11 protein-coding genes are annotated in these 16,119 nt (G+C 70.4%); 6 read left to right on the forward strand and 5 right to left on the reverse strand.

The window, feature by feature from the left end:
• Nucleotides 1-70: 70 nt before the first annotated feature.
• A complete protein-coding gene (locus MYMAC_RS16110) occupies nucleotides 71-1,312 on the reverse strand; it encodes an IS256 family transposase (protein ID WP_095958729.1) in 1,242 nt (413 codons plus the stop codon).
• Between the two features lie 190 nt (nucleotides 1,313-1,502).
• On the opposite strand from MYMAC_RS16110, the gene MYMAC_RS16115 reads away from it, so the two are divergent.
• Nucleotides 1,503-1,838 carry a hypothetical protein gene (locus MYMAC_RS16115; protein WP_239989560.1) on the forward strand — a complete coding sequence of 112 codons (336 nt, stop codon included), beginning with the start codon at nucleotides 1,503-1,505 and terminating at the stop codon, nucleotides 1,836-1,838.
• Between the two features lie 445 nt (nucleotides 1,839-2,283).
• Complete coding sequence (locus MYMAC_RS16120; protein ID WP_239989561.1) at nucleotides 2,284-3,537, forward strand: NADH:flavin oxidoreductase; 1,254 nt, start codon at nucleotides 2,284-2,286, stop codon at nucleotides 3,535-3,537.
• 25 nt (nucleotides 3,538-3,562) lie between these two features.
• On the opposite strand, the gene MYMAC_RS16125 is transcribed toward MYMAC_RS16120, so the two are convergent.
• Nucleotides 3,563-4,705, reverse strand: a complete 1,143-nt coding sequence (locus MYMAC_RS16125; RefSeq protein WP_095958731.1) for an ankyrin repeat domain-containing protein — start codon at nucleotides 4,703-4,705, stop codon at nucleotides 3,563-3,565.
• A gap of 383 nt (nucleotides 4,706-5,088) precedes the next feature.
• On the opposite strand from MYMAC_RS16125, the gene MYMAC_RS16130 reads away from it, so the two are divergent.
• From MYMAC_RS16130 to MYMAC_RS16145, 4 genes are read left to right on the forward strand one after another with little or no spacing between them, the layout of a single operon-like run.
• Nucleotides 5,089-5,277, forward strand: coding sequence for a DUF6229 family protein (locus tag MYMAC_RS16130; RefSeq protein WP_013939820.1), 189 nt, complete (start codon nucleotides 5,089-5,091; stop codon nucleotides 5,275-5,277).
• 11 nt (nucleotides 5,278-5,288) lie between these two features.
• Nucleotides 5,289-8,177: a type 2 lanthipeptide synthetase LanM family protein gene (locus MYMAC_RS16135; protein WP_095958732.1), complete on the forward strand. Its 2,889-nt coding sequence runs from the start codon at nucleotides 5,289-5,291 to the stop codon at nucleotides 8,175-8,177.
• Between the two features lie 23 nt (nucleotides 8,178-8,200).
• Nucleotides 8,201-10,066, forward strand: a complete 1,866-nt coding sequence (locus MYMAC_RS16140) for an ABC transporter ATP-binding protein (protein WP_095958733.1) — start codon at nucleotides 8,201-8,203, stop codon at nucleotides 10,064-10,066.
• On the forward strand, nucleotides 10,053-11,492 hold the full coding sequence (locus tag MYMAC_RS16145; protein WP_239989562.1) for an FAD-binding oxidoreductase: 1,440 nt from the start codon (nucleotides 10,053-10,055) through the stop codon (nucleotides 11,490-11,492). The genes MYMAC_RS16140 and MYMAC_RS16145 overlap by 14 nt, the downstream gene beginning before the upstream one ends.
• A gap of 53 nt (nucleotides 11,493-11,545) precedes the next feature.
• On the opposite strand, the gene MYMAC_RS16150 is transcribed toward MYMAC_RS16145, so the two are convergent.
• Genes MYMAC_RS16150 through MYMAC_RS16160 form a run of 3 tightly spaced genes read right to left on the reverse strand, consistent with a single transcriptional unit; the run spans nucleotide 11,546 to nucleotide 15,791 of the window.
• Nucleotides 11,546-13,141 carry a hypothetical protein gene (locus MYMAC_RS16150; RefSeq protein ID WP_095958735.1) on the reverse strand — a complete coding sequence of 532 codons (1,596 nt, stop codon included), beginning with the start codon at nucleotides 13,139-13,141 and terminating at the stop codon, nucleotides 11,546-11,548.
• Nucleotides 13,138-15,240 (reverse strand): hypothetical protein, encoded by a 2,103-nt coding sequence (locus tag MYMAC_RS16155; RefSeq protein ID WP_095958736.1) that lies wholly within the window; start codon nucleotides 15,238-15,240, stop codon nucleotides 13,138-13,140. The genes MYMAC_RS16150 and MYMAC_RS16155 overlap by 4 nt, the downstream gene beginning before the upstream one ends.
• An 11-nt stretch (nucleotides 15,241-15,251) precedes the next feature.
• Nucleotides 15,252-15,791 carry a peptidoglycan-binding domain-containing protein gene (locus tag MYMAC_RS16160; protein ID WP_239989563.1) on the reverse strand — a complete coding sequence of 180 codons (540 nt, stop codon included), beginning with the start codon at nucleotides 15,789-15,791 and terminating at the stop codon, nucleotides 15,252-15,254.
• Nucleotides 15,792-16,119: the final 328 nt, after the last annotated feature.

The raw sequence follows: 16,119 nt of genomic DNA on the forward strand, positions 1-16,119 counted from the left end.
TTCCCACACAAGCAGGGACGTCAACGCGGTCCGCGAAATGGAGGTCAGGTCAATAGGTGTGTAAACGAGTTCAGGCGGCGTCCCTGACTACGGTCTTCCTGACGGGCTTTCCGTCGACGAACTTCCGCCCCTCGAACACGTCCGCGAGCAACTCAGGGGCATCGAGCCGGCGGAACTTCTTCTCGGCCACCAGCAGCACCTTCCAGATGAGGGCAGTGGCGTTCTGCACCTTCTTGAAGCGTTTGGCCGCGTCGGTGCGCAGGCGCACGGAGGCGAAGGGGCTCTCCACCACGTTGGTGGTGCGCAGGTGCTTCCAGTGCGCCTGGGGGAAGGCGTAGAAGGCCACCAGTCGCTCCCAGTCGGACTCCAATGCCTCGGCGGCCTTCGGGTGCCAGCGGCCGTAGCGCTTCTTGAAGCCGTCGCGCAGCTTCTCGGCCTCCGCCTGGCTCTTGGCGTAGGGGATGGCGCATAGCTTCTGGCGGGCCTCGGGCTGCAGCTTCTTGGGAAGCTTGTCCAGCACGTTGGCCAGCTTGTGATTCCAGCAGCGCTGCTCGCTGGACTCGGGCCACACCTCGGGCAGTGCGGCCCACAGGCCCAGCGCCCCGTCGGCCACCAGCAGCTTCGGTGCTTCCAGCCCTCGGGCCTTCAAGTCTCGCAGCACCTCCAGCCACGCCTCCTTCGACTCACGGTGGCCCGGGACTACCGCCAGCACCTCCTTGCGTCCGTCCCGCATCGCGCCCACCAGCACCAGCAGCGCCGCCTTGTCCTTCTCCAGCCCGGCCTTCACGTACACCCCGTCCGCCCAGGCGTAGACCAGTTCCCGCTCCTCCAGCCGGCGCTCGCTCCAGGCGTCGTACTCCGCCTGCCACTTGCCCTTCAGCCGCTCAATCGAGGATGCCGACAGGGGCGCCCCGTCTCCCAGCAGACCTCGCAGGGCCAACTCGAAGTCCCCCTTCGACAGTCCATGCAGGTACAGCTCCGGCAGCAGCGCGCCCACCTGCTCGGTGCGCCGCACGAACAGCGGCAGCACCCGGCTCTCGAAGCGCTCCTCCAGGCCCCTCACCCGTGGCCTGCGCACCTCGATGGTGCCGCCCTGCATGGCCAGCTTGCGCGCCTTGCCGTGCCCGTTGCGGTAGACGCGCGCCGCATCCACCGCCGCCCGGCGCTGCGACTTCACCCGGCCCAGCAGCTCCGTGACTTCCTCCTCAAGCACCGCCTGGACAAACTCCTGCACCTTCCGGCGGGCATACGTCTCCAACTCCTGCCAGATGCACGCTGGCGCCTCACCCGACTCGGGCGTACCCTTCTCCATGGGCGATGTGTCCTTCCCACCGGGCTGCAACCCGGTGTCTTGGTTGGTTCAACGGGAAGGGTACGTCGCCTTTCTCATTTCCACACCGACTGGATGTACCTCCGCGAAATTGCAGCCGCCCTTGTGCATGCTTGATGGGGATGCCCAACTGGACCGGCTTCTCAAATCCCCTGCCGCGGGTCGGGATGCCGTGGACTTCATCGTCGACAGGCGGCGCGAGGCACTGGCGAGAGCGAAGCAGCCCCTGCCTCCATTGGGGTCGTTGCTGGGCGGACGGGTCTACGCGACGGATTTCAATACCGACCTCTGCGGTGCCGCCACAGTGCCCTCGAATGGCTTCGTGGATGACTATGACATCCCGGGTTGGGACACGTGGTTCGCTCACGAGAATACCGGCTCGTTTGGCGGTGTCGTCTACGGATGGGTTCCGCCAGCGTTGCTCTCCCTGGCGGACGAGGGGTTCTATGTGATTCCAGTCGACAGCATCTGGTGGGTGAAGGAGGAGCTGCGCCGCCTTATGAAGTGAGGGCAGTGAACAGAGACCGAACCTCCTGTGCCTCGACCCCTGGCGTCCACGCGGTGAGCATCCGTGCTCAGCGGAACCGTATGAGCCCGACTCCAAGCATGACCTCCACCGTCGGTCGAGGCCCGAACCCCATCTGGATGTCATCCCAGCCGCCGCGTTCGACATGCGGCCCACGAACCAAACGAATCCCACTGCCAGGACCTGGACCCGGGACAGCAGCGGGAGGAGCGAATGGGCTCGGTGGACTACGACGTCTGGTGGAGCGATACGGCACCCTCTTCACGCGACGCCGTCGTTGCCAGCGGTGCCGCTGTGTGACCGCAGAAAAGACGGCCCGGACGCTCCGCCGCGCGACGTCCTCCCAGCGTGGAGAGGTCGAGGTCAGGGTGCGTTGCAAGCACTGCAAACACACCACGAGGTCCCGTTACAAGACGACGAAGCTCACTTGCCCCTCGTCGAGTTCGTCCAGTTCCTCCAGCTCCACCAGTTGGGGCAGCTCCTCCAGCGGTGGAAGTTCGTCGGGTGGCGGATCGAGCGGGCGCTGGTAGCTTCCGCGTACGAACGACGGAGCGCTTCTTCCATGCATGCCGTGTCCACTGACGTCCTGTTTCAGCCCTTTCAACTGAAGTCGCTTGAACTCCCCAACCGCATCGTGATGGCGCCGATGACCCGGATGGCCGCGCCGGACGGCATCCCGGGGGAGGCCAACGTTGCCTACTACCGTCGCCGCGCCGAGGATGGCGTGGGCCTCATCCTGTCCGAGGGCACGGTGATTGACCGGCCGGCCTCCCGCAACGACAGCAGCATCCCGTTGTTTCATGGCGACGCGGCGCTGCGCGGTTGGGCCCGGGTGATCGAGGCCGTGCACGCGGCCGGAGGCCGGATGGGGCCGCAGCTCTGGCACATCGGCAGTGCCTCCAGCCCGCGCGGTTGGAGTCCGGGCGCCCCGCTGGAGACGCCGTCGGGCCTGAACGCTCCGAAAGAGCCGCGCGGCGTCGCGATGAGCGACGAGGACATCGCGGACACCATCTCCGCCTTCGCCCGGGCCGCTGCCGACGCCCGGCGCCTGGGCTTCGACGTGGCCGAGCTCCACGGCGCGCACGGCTACTTGATAGACCAGTTCTTCTGGGACGGGACCAACCGCCGCGAGGACCGCTACGGCGGCGCGACGCTGCGGGAGCGCTCCCGCTTCGCCGCCGAGGTGCTGGCCGCGGTGCGCAAGGCGGTGGGGCCGGACTTCCCGCTCCTGCTGCGCGTCAGCCAGTGGAAGCAGCAGGACTTCAAGGCGCGTCTGGCCACCACGCCGGAGGCGATGGCGGACTGGCTGGTGCCGCTGGTGGAGGCCGGCGCGGACGTGCTGCATTGCTCGCAGCGCCGCTTCTGGGAGCCGGAGTTCCCGGAGGTCGACGGCGAGGACGGCCTGAACTTCGCCGGCTGGGCGAAGAAGCTGACCGGGGCGGCGACCATCTCCGTGGGTTCGGTGGGCCTGTCCGGCGACTTCATCGGCGCCTTCGGTGGGAAGCCGTCCTCCGTGGTGGGGCTGGACGCCCTGGTCCGGCGGATGGAGCGCGGCGAGTTCGACCTGATCGCCGTCGGCCGCGCGATTCTCAGCGACCCGCGCTGGGTGACCAAGGTCCGGAGCGGTGACCGGGCCTCGCTGAAGGACTTCAACCCGGCCGCGCTGGCCGAGCTGATCTGACCTGGCGCGGCGCCGCCGCCCGCCGTTAGCGCGCCGCCTCCAGCAGCTTGCGAATGGCATCCGCGTGCTTGCCGTCGGTGGGCGCCCAGTCGGCGGGCATGCGGCCGGCACGGTCCCGTATGAACGGGTCCGCACCGGCTTCAATCAGGGACTGCACGAACGCCGGCACCGCGTGCGTCAGCGCGCGCTGCAGCGGTCGCTGGCCTTCATCGTCGGGGGCGTTGGGATCGGCCCCAGCGGCCAGGAGGCTGCGGACGATGGGGCCATGCACACGTGCCGACGGTTTGAACAGCGCCATGTGCAGCGCGGTCAGCCCCTTGTCCGCACGGTGGTTCACCTTGGCGTGGCGCGCGAGCAGGAGGTCAACGACCTCCAGTTCGCCACTGCGCGCGGCCAGCATCAGGGCTGTCGGCGTGCCCTTGAACATCGTCCAGTCAGGGTCGAGGCCGGCATCCAGCATCCGCTTCACCAACTCGAGGTTGCCGGATGAGGCCACCGAAGGGAAGTCCTGGGTCGCCGACTGGCTCTTCGCGATGCCGCCGGAGAACGTCCATTCGGGCTCGGCCGCGGCGCTATCATTGACGTCCCGGCCCATGGCCTTGTCGATGACCTGGATGCGCCGTGCCTCCGCCGCCTGCCGCGCGTGCTTCTTGCTGCCGCGCCAGAAGGAGTGCTTTGCCGGATAGCTGTCCGGGTCGTTCAGGTAGTTCGACAGCGCGACATGGTCATTCTCCACCGCGATGATGGCGGGCATCTTGCCATCGTTGTCCGCCTGGTCGCGCGCTGCGCCGGCTTCCACCAGGCACCGGGCAATGTCGGCAAAACCATTCGCCGCGGCCGTCCACAGCGCGCTCGCCCCGGACTCGTTTGCCGCGTTCACGTTCGCGCCAGCCTTCACCAACAGGGTCACAAGGTTGGCGAACCCATACTCGGTGGCCGCGACCAGTGGCGGCGCGAAGGCCGCGGCATCCGGGGAGGCCTTCGCGTCCAGCAGCGCACGCACAGCCGCCTCGTCACCGTGACTGCATGCATATGCCAACGGCGTGGACTGGTAGTGGTGGAGATCGACCTCGTCGGGGTCGGCCCCCTTCGCCAGCAGGTCCTCCAGGGCGGAGACATCACACCGCTCGATGGCGGCGAACAGGTTCTGGGGCGCGTCGAGCTTCATGGTCGCTATGGGATGGAACCGTGGCGTTGGACTGGAAGCGGGAGGTCCGCAGCCTACCTGTTCGGGCATTTCCTGACGCGAGATACCGTGCCCGTCGTGGTTGTCCCTGGGTGCCTGTCTGACACCTTGTCGCTCTGTACGACGCCGCGACAAGCGATGTGACAGCCGATGCCGCGCCCCGCCAGACGGCTCCTCCAGCCATCACGGTGTGAAGGTGCGCCAGCTCATTGACGAGCCGCGGTCAGGCCCTCCTTTGTCTCATCGGGTCCTGGATACCTTGCTTCAACATGAAAGCGGGAAGTAGCATCCAGGTGTCGTCGGAATGTCAGGCCTGTCTGCCATTCTGCTCGACGCGTCAGTCACCCGTAGCCAGGAGACACGTCATGAACGAGACCGTTCAGGGAAACGAGCTGGTGGAGCAGTGGCGCAACAACGCGGACAAGAGCAACCCCGCGGGTCCGCTCTTCATCGGTGGTGAGTTCACCGAGTCGGACATCATCCATGAGACGATCATCATCTCCGGCCGCTGTGGCACGGGGTGCTCGGGCTCGCAGACCCGCCTCTGCTGCTGAGCTGAAAGTCCATGGCGTCTGACACGGACGCCAGTAACTTCGACGTGTCATTGGGATGCCTGCTCCTCCCTGTCGTGGAGGAGCTGGCATCCCAGCTTGACCGGGTTACTGGGCTCTCTTCGAATGAGCGCGACGTCATCGTCTCCGCGACGCGTGAGGCGCTGTATGCGCAGCTCACCGCCAGGCTGGGGCGGTTGCTCGTCTTGGAATTGAATGCCGCGCGAGTCACGGGGCGGCTCAGCAGTCCGGACCCGGCGGGGCGCTGGGCGCAGTTCCTGGAGCTCTCCTCGCAACGCGCCTTCTGGGACGCGCAGGCCGCCAACTACCCGACGATGTTGCCGCGCGTGGAGCGCATCCTGCGCAACCGCGCGGAGGCCGCGCTGCGCTTCGCGGAGCGCTGGAGCGAGGACCGCCGCGCGCTGGGTGGGCTGTGTCAGGGCCGGGCGGTGGGGGTGCTGACGGGCCTGTCCTTCGGGGCGGGAGACAGTCACCGGGGCGGGCAGACGGTGGCGCTGCTCCAGTGCGGCAGCGAGCGGCTGGTCTACAAGCCTCGCTCGGTGGCCATCGATGCGGCGCTGCGGCGCTTCCTCGCGGAGCTGAAGGCGCGGCACGACGGGCCCATGACCATCCGCGTCCCGGAGGTCGTGGAGCGCGGCACGCATGGCTGGGCCGAGTTCATCCCGCACCAGTACGCCGAAGGGGCCGAGGCGCTTCAGGGCTTCTACCGTGGCATCGGCCACTGGCTGGCCGTCATGCGGCTGCTGGGCGGCAGCGACCTGCACTCCGAGAATGTCATCGCCCACGGGGATGCCCCCGTCGTCGTGGACTGCGAGACGCTGTTCACCCCGCGCATTCCACCCAAGCCGTCCGAGCTGGGACAGGCGCTGGACCACGCGGCGGAGCTGGTTGGGGGCTCGGTGCTGTCCATTGGCCTGCTGCCGGGGCGGGGACTGGGGCTCGGGTTTCGCGGCGTGGACAACTCCGCCGCGGGGATGCTCCCAGGGCAGCAGCCGATGATGAAGCAGCCGGACATCCTCCAGAAGGGCACGGACGAGGCGCGCATCGGCATCACCCAGGTCCCGACGCAGTTCTCCCAGAACCATCCCAGCCCGGAGCCCGCGCTGGCCCGGTTCTGGCCGGACGTCCTGGCGGGCTTCGACGGCATGACGGCCACGCTGCGAGGGCTGGACGGGACGGGGGCCCTGCGAGGACTGCTCGCGCCCTTCGAGCCCTGCCGCATCCGCGTCGTGCCGCGGGCCACGGAGGTGTACGGAGAGGTGGCGCGCATGTTGTGGCACCCGGTCTCCCTGCACAAGGAAGGCCCGGCGCGCCAGCGCGCGAATGACCTGCTCGCCAGGATGGCCGCCAACGTGTCGTCCGCGCCCGCGGACCCGGAGGTCATCGCGGCGGAGGTCGAGGACCTGCTCGAAGGCGACATCCCGTTCTTCACCACGCTGGCGGGAGACGGCCGCCTGGAGGGGCCTCGGGGGACGCGGTGGCAACCCCCGCGCAACCTGGTGGACGCCGCGCTGGAGCATTGGCGCACCGCCGACTTCACGCTGGAGCGCGACGTCATCCAGGCCACCCTGGTCAGCGCCTACGTCAACGACGGATGGATGCCGGACGCGACGTCGATGCTGCCCGCGCGCGCCCGCATGGATGACGTCGATGCGCGCCGTCGGCGCGTCGCGGCCGATATCCTGCGCCGGCTCGTCTCCACCGCCATCCGGGGGAAGGATGGCAGTGTCACCTGGATTGCCCCCACGCGCGGGCCCACCGGCTGGTCCGTGCAACCCTTTGAGCAGGACCTCTACGGCGGTGCCTCGGGGGTCGCGCTGCTCGTGGGCGGCTATCTGCGTGAGGTGGAGAAGGGCAGGGCGGACCCCGTGGAAGGGCTGGAGCCGCTCCTGGCGTCGCTGGTGCACACCCTGACGCTGGCGGAGGACCGCTTCGAGTCCCTGCGCCACCGCAAGGGCATCCGCCTGCGTCCGCCGCCGCCCGGGGCCTACATCGGCCTGGGCTCGCAGCTCTGGGCACGGCTGGTGCTCGCGGACTGGAGGCAGGACGCGGGGGATGGCGTGGCGCGCGCCGTGAGGCTCGCCGAGGCCATCCCGGAGTCCGCCGCCGCCGCCGATGCGCATGACGTGCTGTCGGGCACGGCGGGCGCGATTCCTCCGTTGCTCGCGCTCGCGAGGCGGACGGGGGAGGCCCGCCAGGTCGAGCTGGCGCGCGCGCTGGGCGACACGATTTGCGAACAGGCTCGCCGCAAGGACGAGCAGGCGTTCTGGACGCATGAGCAGTGGCCGGAGGGCGTCGGGGGCTTCGCGCACGGCACCACGGGCATGGGCTGGGCGCTGACCCTGCTGGCCCGGGCGACCCGTGAGTCGCGCTACGCGGAGCTGGCGCGCGCGGCGTTCGCGTTCGATGAAGCCCTCTTCGATCCGGACGAGCAGAACTGGCTGGACCTGCGCATGCTGGAGGGCGCGAAGACGGCCGCGGCCTGGTGCCACGGGGCGGTGGGCATCGGGCTGGCGCACCTCGACCTGGACCCCCGCCTGGAGCATCCCCACACGCGGCTCACCCTGCGCCGGGCCGCCGCCGCGACGTGGCGGTTGGGCCTGGGCTGGAACCACTGCGCCTGCCATGGGGACCTGGGCTCCTGGGAGCTGCTGGAGCTCGCCTTGCGCGCGGGGGAGGCGCCCGCTGGGGTGACGCGGGAAGGACTGCTGGCCACTCTCATCACCAGCATCGAGGACCATGGGCCCTCCTGTGGCCTGGCGCGGGATGCCTTCTCTCCAGGCCTCCTGCCCGGGTTGGGGGGCGTCGCCTACCAGTTGCTGCGCGCGCATCCGGAGCATGAGCTCCCCTCCATCCTGACGCTCGGAGGAGGGGCGTTCTGAGCGCGGACTCGAGCCAGGTCGAGTTGGAGCGCCCCTACTGGCACCTGGGTGGGGACGCACCAACTCACCCGGGCGTCCTCGCGCTCGTGCGGCGGGTGGGTCTGGCGGTGCGGCCCGTGGTGTCGGTGCTGCGCCGCGCCTCGCCGCGCGTCGCCGCGGCCGTGGTCGTCCTCCAACTGCTCGCGGGCGCCGCGACGACGTCCACCCTGCTGCTGGGGACGGAGGTGCTGGGGCGGCTGTTGGCGCAGGCGCCGGGCTTCTCGCAGCCCCGGGTGGTGCTGGGGCCGCTGTTGCTGCTGGGGTTGATGTTGCTGGTGAAGCTGGGCCTGGACTCCGCCACGGCGATGATGGGCGCGTACCTGGCGCCCAGGGTGCACCGGGTCGCCGAGGAGGCGCTGTTCCGGGTCAGCCTCGACGTGGAGTTGGCGTGCTTCGACGACCCGGCGTTCTACGACCGGCTGCACCGCGCGAGGGACCGGGGGCTGATGCACCTGGAGGGCGCGACGACCGCGCTGGTGGAGGCGCTCAGCGCGCTGTTCTCCGTGGGCGGCGCGGCGCTGGCGCTCCTGTGGCTGCACCCGCTGCTCCTGCCGCTGCTCGTGGTCGCGCTGCTTCCAGAGGGCTGGGCGGCGCTCCACGCGGCGCGGCTCCAGTACGTGGGGATGGCGACGACCATCTCCCTGACGCGGCAGGCGCAGATGATGGCGGAGCTCGCCACGCAGCGGGAGTCCGCGCCGGAGATTCGCGCCAACCAGGCGCAGGACTACATCCTGGCCGAGTACCGGCAGAGCGCCGTGGCGCTTCAGGACCACCTGGTCCACCTGGGGCTCCTGGGCGCGAAGGCGGCGCTGTGGGGCCGGCTCATGTCGGGGCTGGGGCTGGTGGCGACCTTCGTCGCGCTGGGGATGATGCTCCACGCGCAATGGCTGGGGCTGGCCGTGGCGGGGACGGCGGTGATGGCCATCCGGAGCGCGAGCACGGCGCTGACCCAGTTGATGGTGATGATGCACGGGCTGTTCGAGAAGGGCCTGTACATCAGCGACTACCGCGAGTTCATCGAGGAGTCGTCGTCGCGCGTCCGCCCTCCGTCGGGCGTGGAGGCCCCGGAGCAGCCCGGCCGTATCGAGCTTCAAGGCGTCAGCTTCCAGTACCCGGGCCAGGAGGGGCGGCTGGCGCTGCGCGACATCTCCCTGACGTTGGAGGCGGGGCAGAGCATCGCGCTCGTTGGGGAGAATGGCTCGGGCAAGAGCACCCTGGCCCGGCTCATTGGCGGGCTCTACCACCCGAGCGCCGGCCGCATCGCCTGGGATGGCGTGGACGTGAGGGAGCTAACCCCGGACAGCGTGGCGGACCGGGTGGTGATGGTGTTGCAGGACCCCATCCGCTGGCCGCGCAGCGCGCGCGACAACGTCCGCCTGGGGCGTCACCGGCGTGTGGACCCCGACGCCCGCGCGCTGCGCGAAGCGGCCGAGCAGTCACGCGCGCACGAGGTCATCGACACGCTGCCCCGGGGCTGGGAGACGCTGCTGTCGCGGCAGTTCCTGGGGGGCCAGGACCTCTCCGGGGGCCAGTGGCAGCGGCTCGCCGTGGCGCGTGGGCTGTACCGGGATGCGCCGCTGGTCATCCTGGACGAGCCCACGGCGCCGCTGGACGCGAAGGCGGAGCACGCCGTCTACGAATCCCTCCGGAAGCTGGCCCGAGGCCGCACCGTGGTGCTCATCACGCACCGGCTGGCGAGCGTGCGCAACGCCGACCGCATCTACTTCCTGGAGCGCGGCGCCTTGGTGGAGCAGGGGCGTCACGAGGAGTTGATGCGGGAGAACGGGCGGTACGCCGAACTCTATCGGCTTCAGACGAAGCTGCATGGACTGGACGATGACTCCGAATGAACTCGAGGAACGCTGCCGTGCCGTGGATTGGGCGGCGCTGGGGCGGACGCTTCAAGGCTCGGTGATTCTCACGGGGGACGAGCGGATGGTGCTGGCGAAGAAGCAGTTCGCCGCGGGCCAGCCGCTGCCGCTCCCCCAGGCCCTGGTCCAATGCCGGAGCGCCTCGGATGTGCAGCGGACGCTGGCCTTGCTCGTCGCGCGGTCGCTGCCGTTCTCGGTGCGCAGCGGGGGGCACTGCTTCGCCGACCTGTCCTCCAGCGCGGGGGTGGTGCTGGACCTCTCGGAGATGAACCACGTCGAGTGCCAGGGCGACGTCGCCCTCGCGGAGCCTGGGGCACACGCGTCGCGGGTCAGCCGCGCCCTGGCCGCGCACGGCCGCGTCCTGCCCACGGGCGGGTGTGGGCTCGTCGCGCTGGGCGGGCTCGGGCTCGTGGGCGGGTTCGGCTTCCTGGGGCGCCGCTACGGGCTCACCGCCGACCAGATTGAGCGCATGGACGTGGTGCTCGCGGACGGGCGGCTTGTCCGCGCGAGCCGGGACGAGGCGCAAGACTTGTACTGGGCGCTGCGCGGGGCCGGGAGCGGGGGCTTCGGCATCGTCACGCGCCTGGCGCTGCGGACCTTCCCCCTGGAGCCGCTGACGCTCTGCCATGGCCAGTGGCCGCTGTCCGAGGCCGCCGCGCTGGTGGCGCTGTGGCAGGCGTGGGCACCCGAGGCGGACCCGGACGTCAACCTGGAGCTGGGGCTCGCGCTGCTCGACGATGATGAGACCCCGCCGTATGTGGAGCTCTTTGGCGTCATCCTGGGGAACGAGGCGCGGGCGTCAGAGCACTTCGAGGCGCTGAAGCGGCGGCTCGGCCCGCTGGCGTCCGCGCTCCACGGGAGACGGCTGGCGCCGGCCCAGGCCGCGGACTACCTGGTGGGCGTGCTGAACCATGACGGGGAGCCCGCGTGGATGCCGAGCCTGCCGTACCGGGATGTGGCCTATCAGTTCACCCGCTCCAACTTCTTCGACGCGCCGCTGGGCGCCGACGCGATTCGCGCCTGTGTCGAAGCGCTGACCGTGGACCGCCGCTACGCGCAGCACCGGGAGCTGGAGTTCATCCCCTGGGGTGGCGCCTACGCGCGCGGAGATGACACCTCCTGCTTCCCGCACCGTGGCGCGCGCATGATGGTCCGCCACACGACGGTGGTCGGCGCGCGCTCGACGCCGGAGCTGCGGGAGCACGCGCGAGGCTGGGTCGATGCGTCCTGGGACACCGTGCGCCCCCAGGGGCACGCCGGGGTCTACTCCGGTTACGCGGACCGCCGCCTGGAGGGTTGGCAGCGTGCGTACTACGGCGAGCACTTCCCCCGGCTCCAGCAGGTGAAACAGAAGTACGACCCGGGCAACGTCTTCCGGCATGCGCAGTCGTTCGGAAGTCTCTGAGACAGGGACGGGCGCGGGCCTCTCCGACGCCGGCATCCGGCTCCGGCGCGAAGTCACAGCCATTCAAAGACAGGGCCCACCGCGGGGTCGGTGGTGAGGATGAAGACACCCTGAAGCATCTCGAACAGCTCCATGGGCACCGCCACGGGGCGCTCGGGTGACGTGGGCGGCCCGCGCTGCCCGGCGCGCACCAGGCTTCCATCCTCCAGGAGAATGGCCCAGCCCACACCGCCCGCCCGCTCGGAGTGGGGCAGATGACAATGCCGTGCCACCGCGGCGCGAGCCCGCAGGGGGAGCTCCGGGAGCGGGGTCGTGCGCGGGGGCGAAGCGAGCCTTCCGTCGGGCCGGAAGCGGACCTCCGCCAGCATGGGGCGGCGCGGGTCCTTCACCGACGCTGCCACCCATGCCGCATGCACGAAGCCGGCTTCGTCCATCCAGACACCCGGCTCGGAGTCGGGAAGCGCGCGCAGCCCGCGAAGGAGGGTGCTCGCCGCGCGGCTCAGGCGGCCCGCGCCCGTGGCCCGCACGTGCTGGACCTCCAGTCCTCCTGGCGCCTCACTCACGAGCACGATGCTGATGCCGTTGCCCACGGACCCGGGTTGCAAGGCGGCGCGAGCCGCGACGGGCGCTGACGCGAGCCGCACGCGGCCCACCTCCTTGCCCGGCGTGACGTGTGTTGCCTCCAGGCTCGATTGAAAGCGCACCAGCCGCAGGTCCGTGCCGCCCGCGCCGATGAGGGGCACGAAGAGCTCACCGGCGTGTGTCTCCAGCGGCGGGCGGACGAGCCGGTCCGGCGGTGCCTCCAGGTCGAAGCGGAAGGGCTCCGTGGCGGTCGCGGGCGGCGCCAGGGCGAGAATCGAGGCGCCGCTGCGCCACAGGACCCAGCTCACGGCGCCCGCGCCCGGCGCGTCATTGGTCCACGGCGCCAACGCGTCGGTGGCGCCGGGCTCCACGGCGCCCAAGGCTCTGGAGGACTGCCGCGTGACGCCGCGCCCGTCCTCGTCCGTCTCGTCGACGAAGACGGCTTGCATCAGCAGCGTCCGCCCTTCCAATTGCTGGAGCCAGACGGCCCCCACGCCAGCGTAGGCCCCCCCTCCGACCATCACCCCCGCCGCCGCCGGGCCGGGCCGTCCCGTGAGCACCTCGAACTCGACCGGCGCGGAGACGGAGTCGATGCCCGCGGCCCGGAACCTCGCCGTGAGCAGATACCGGCCTGGCTTGCGGATGGGCACCCATTCCTGGAGGGGCATGACGGATTCGAGCGCGCGCCCGGCACCCAACTGGACCCGCGGCGCGGCCACGCCCCCGAGCGGCTGCGAACCCTCGCGCGCGATGACGGTGTAGTGACTGACGTCCTGGCCCTTCGGGTACTCGGGGCCCGTGACGGTGTACGTCAGGGATTGGTCGGAGTGTCGGAACGGGTCGGGAAACGCCACGGGCGAAGCGGACTCGTTGGACAGGACGATGCGCACGTCCACGTCCTCCGAGGTGACGAGCTGTGTCTTGGACAGTCTGAGCTGGATGCGCATGGGCGCACCTCCAGGTGGTGGCGTGGGGGCCCCCTTGGCTGGGGACGGCTCGGGGGCGGGGCTCGCGGCGGACAGCGTCACCACGAGCAGCCAGGGGCAGGGCAGGAAGAAGGCGCTCATGGCCGCGCGTTCCGTGCTCCGTCATGGTTCAAGGCATGGGTGTTCCACCCGCGCAGGCGCAGCAGACACAACCCGCAGAAGCGCCGCTCCGACGTGAAGTCGTAGCCCATCAGGCAGTCCTTCCCGTCGCGGTCGTGGCGCAGCGCCAGGGCGCCGCCAATCTTGCGGTGCTCGGGGAAGGGCGCATGGGGCAGGAAGAGCTGATGCCCGACTTCATGGGCCAGCGTCTGTTCCAAGGTGTTGTGGGTGCCCTGGTAGTTTCCCTCCGCCGCGCATTGGATGACGGCGCAGCGGTCCCGCTTGCGCGAGGGGAACTCCGACGCGAAGCCGTTGACGCGAATCCCGTCGACGCTCGTCTCCAGGTTGTAGAGCCCGGAGAACTGGAAGAGCGCGATGCCTGGCGCCTCGCCCAGCGCGGAGTCCAGGGCCTGGGTGAGCAGCTCCTTCGCCCAGTCCTTGCATTGCCGGTGGTAGTCGCGCGCCGTCAGCAAGGACCGCCGGCGCTCCCGCGTGGGCGCGAGCCACCGGGGGAGGTCCGCGTCCGCACAGCGCTTCACGTGCGCCACCTCGTCCAGGAACTCCGGGTAGCCGCGGAAGGTGATGGCCTCGCTGTTCGCCGTGAACTGGTCCACCGCGGGGTCAATGGCCGCGCGGAGCTCCCAGTGCCGCGACGCCGCCACCGCCTGGGCGATGCGCGCGTTGTAGTCCCGGGCACTCCAACCCGACACACCGCCGGTCCGGTCTTCCAGCCGGAGGTAGGCGCGCTCGAAGCAGTCCTGCACGGTGGACAGCGAGAAGCCGGAGACGCCCGCGTCCTTGCGCATGAGGCGGGAGAGGTGGACCTCGCGCCAGGACTGGAAGACGCCCGTGCTGGCGCGCACGGCGGCGGGCAGCGGCGCGGCGTCCTCCACGTCCAGCACCACGCCGCCGTCCTTGCGCCGGTCGTAGGCGAGCTGCACCGTGACGCGCCACGCGTCGCCCGCGATGCTGGAGGGCTGGAACACCACGCCGGTGCGCCCCGCGAAGGCGCCTGTCGTCCACGCCTGGCTGTAGGCTGCCCAGCCGCGTTTGTTGCAAGGCGTGACGCGGAAGGGGAAGACACCGTCACGAGGCGTGTCCCGGGGCGCGTAGCCGGCCTGTCTGGGAAACACCGCGGACGACGGTGCGCCACGCTTGCCACCCACGTCCCGGTGCGCGTTGTCACCCTGGGGCTGTGACGTCGCGCAGTGGCGGTTCAGCGCGTGCTTGAGGAAGGCGCGTGCCGCAGGCGCGTGGTGCTCGATGGCCTCTGTCTCGTCCTCCCAGTCCCAGAGGAAGCGCACGCGGCCCAGGGCCTTCGGCGCATCCACCCGGTTGCCGCGCGAGTCCTTTACCCAGGCCCGGGCGAACAGCGGGAGCTCGGGCCCGCTCCCCCAGTGCTTGCGGTGCAGTTGGAAGTCGGTGTCATCGAACATCTCCAACGGCTTCGTCTTGAAGACGTTCCCCACCAGCCGGAGCTCGGCCTTCTCCCCTGGGGCGGGGAGCTGCTTCATCGCCTGGGTCAGCTCGCGATTCTGCTGCCGCGCGAGCACCTGGGGGTCACCCAGCTCCAGCTCCACGCCCGCCACCAGGACGTGGAAGTACGTCCAGGCCACGGGCGCTTGCGCCAGGCCGCTGCCCTGGAGCGTCAGCTTCAGCTTGTACGGCGAATGCTCCACGGTGACGACGCCGTCCGGGAACGCCTCCGACGCGGGGACGCGGCCATCCCACCGCCAGTGGTGCTCGCCCTGGAGGAGCTCCTCGGGGCTCAGGTCGCGCGACCACAGCGGGGCCTTGCGATGGCGGGTGAAGAGCTCCAGCTTTCCCGCGCGCGCCCGGCCGGTGGTGTCGAGCACGCGCCAGGACAGCTCCACCGGCTCGGCGTCTGGCGCGAAGTGGAAGCCGTCATCGCCGCCCGCCAGTACGGGGCAGGGCGCGGGGCGGTGACAGCGGGACTGGGGGCCGCCGGGGCTGCGGAGCCGGAAGTCCGCCACGCCATGGCTTGAGGGGCGCAGGCGGTTGCGGTTGCGTCCTCCGGGCGTAGCGAGGGCGACACTGGCCGTCAGTGGGATGCGTGCCATGTGTGGGAGCCTCAGGCGTCGTGCAGGCGGATGAGCTCGCGGGAGATGTCCGCGAGCTGCCCCGTCTCCGGCAGGCAATGGCGGCGCTGGAACGCGCGCACGGCGGCCCTCGTCGAGGGCCCGGGCGCCCCGCGCTCACCTTCGATGGAGAAGCCCAGGTTGTGCAGCCGCTCCTGGGCGGCCCGGAGGGCGTCTGCTTCGAAGCCCGCGAGGGATTGGAGCTGCAGCGCCCAGTCGAGCGTCACCGGCTCGGACGCGGCGGCGGGCACGGGGTCCGCGAAGTCCTCCTCCGTGATGGGGGGCGGGTAGGGCGGCGGCGCTCCCTTCGGGGCGGCGGGCGGCGCGCTCCGCCGGGCGGGCGGTGCTGGCGGCCTGGGCAGCTTCACCCGCAGCGCTCCGGCGGCGAGGCCCGGGACTTCGTGGCTCAGCGAGCCATCCGCCGCCGTCCTGCCGCAGTGCTCGGTGCGGCCGACGGTGAGCACATATTCAGTCTCCGCGTAGGGCACATCCTGTGGATCCAACAGGACCAGGTGCAGCCGTCGCTGCTTCAAGATGAAGGTACTGGTGTTTCCTGTCCGGACTGGTGCCGTCCTCGGACTGACCATGCCGCGCTCCCCCCGTGCCTGGATTCGCGATGGTGTCTGTGCATTGTTGAAGGCCCACCCAAGGTACGTGAACCCGGAGTGCCCTCCATCACAGGAAGTTCGTGGATAACCCTGTTCTGTGCGTCGGGTTAACGGACCTCAACCTGGTGGGTCAGTCAGCGGACGCAGGCATGGCCAGCCGGACGAGCCGGAGTGATCGCTGCGAGACGACGACGCGTCCGTGGCCGCGTGCATGCCCATGGCCCGTGGCATGTCTATCTTCACCGCGGCCGTT

The sequence above is a fragment of the Corallococcus macrosporus DSM 14697 genome, assembly GCF_002305895.1.
Taxonomy (GTDB): domain Bacteria; phylum Myxococcota; class Myxococcia; order Myxococcales; family Myxococcaceae; genus Myxococcus; species Myxococcus macrosporus.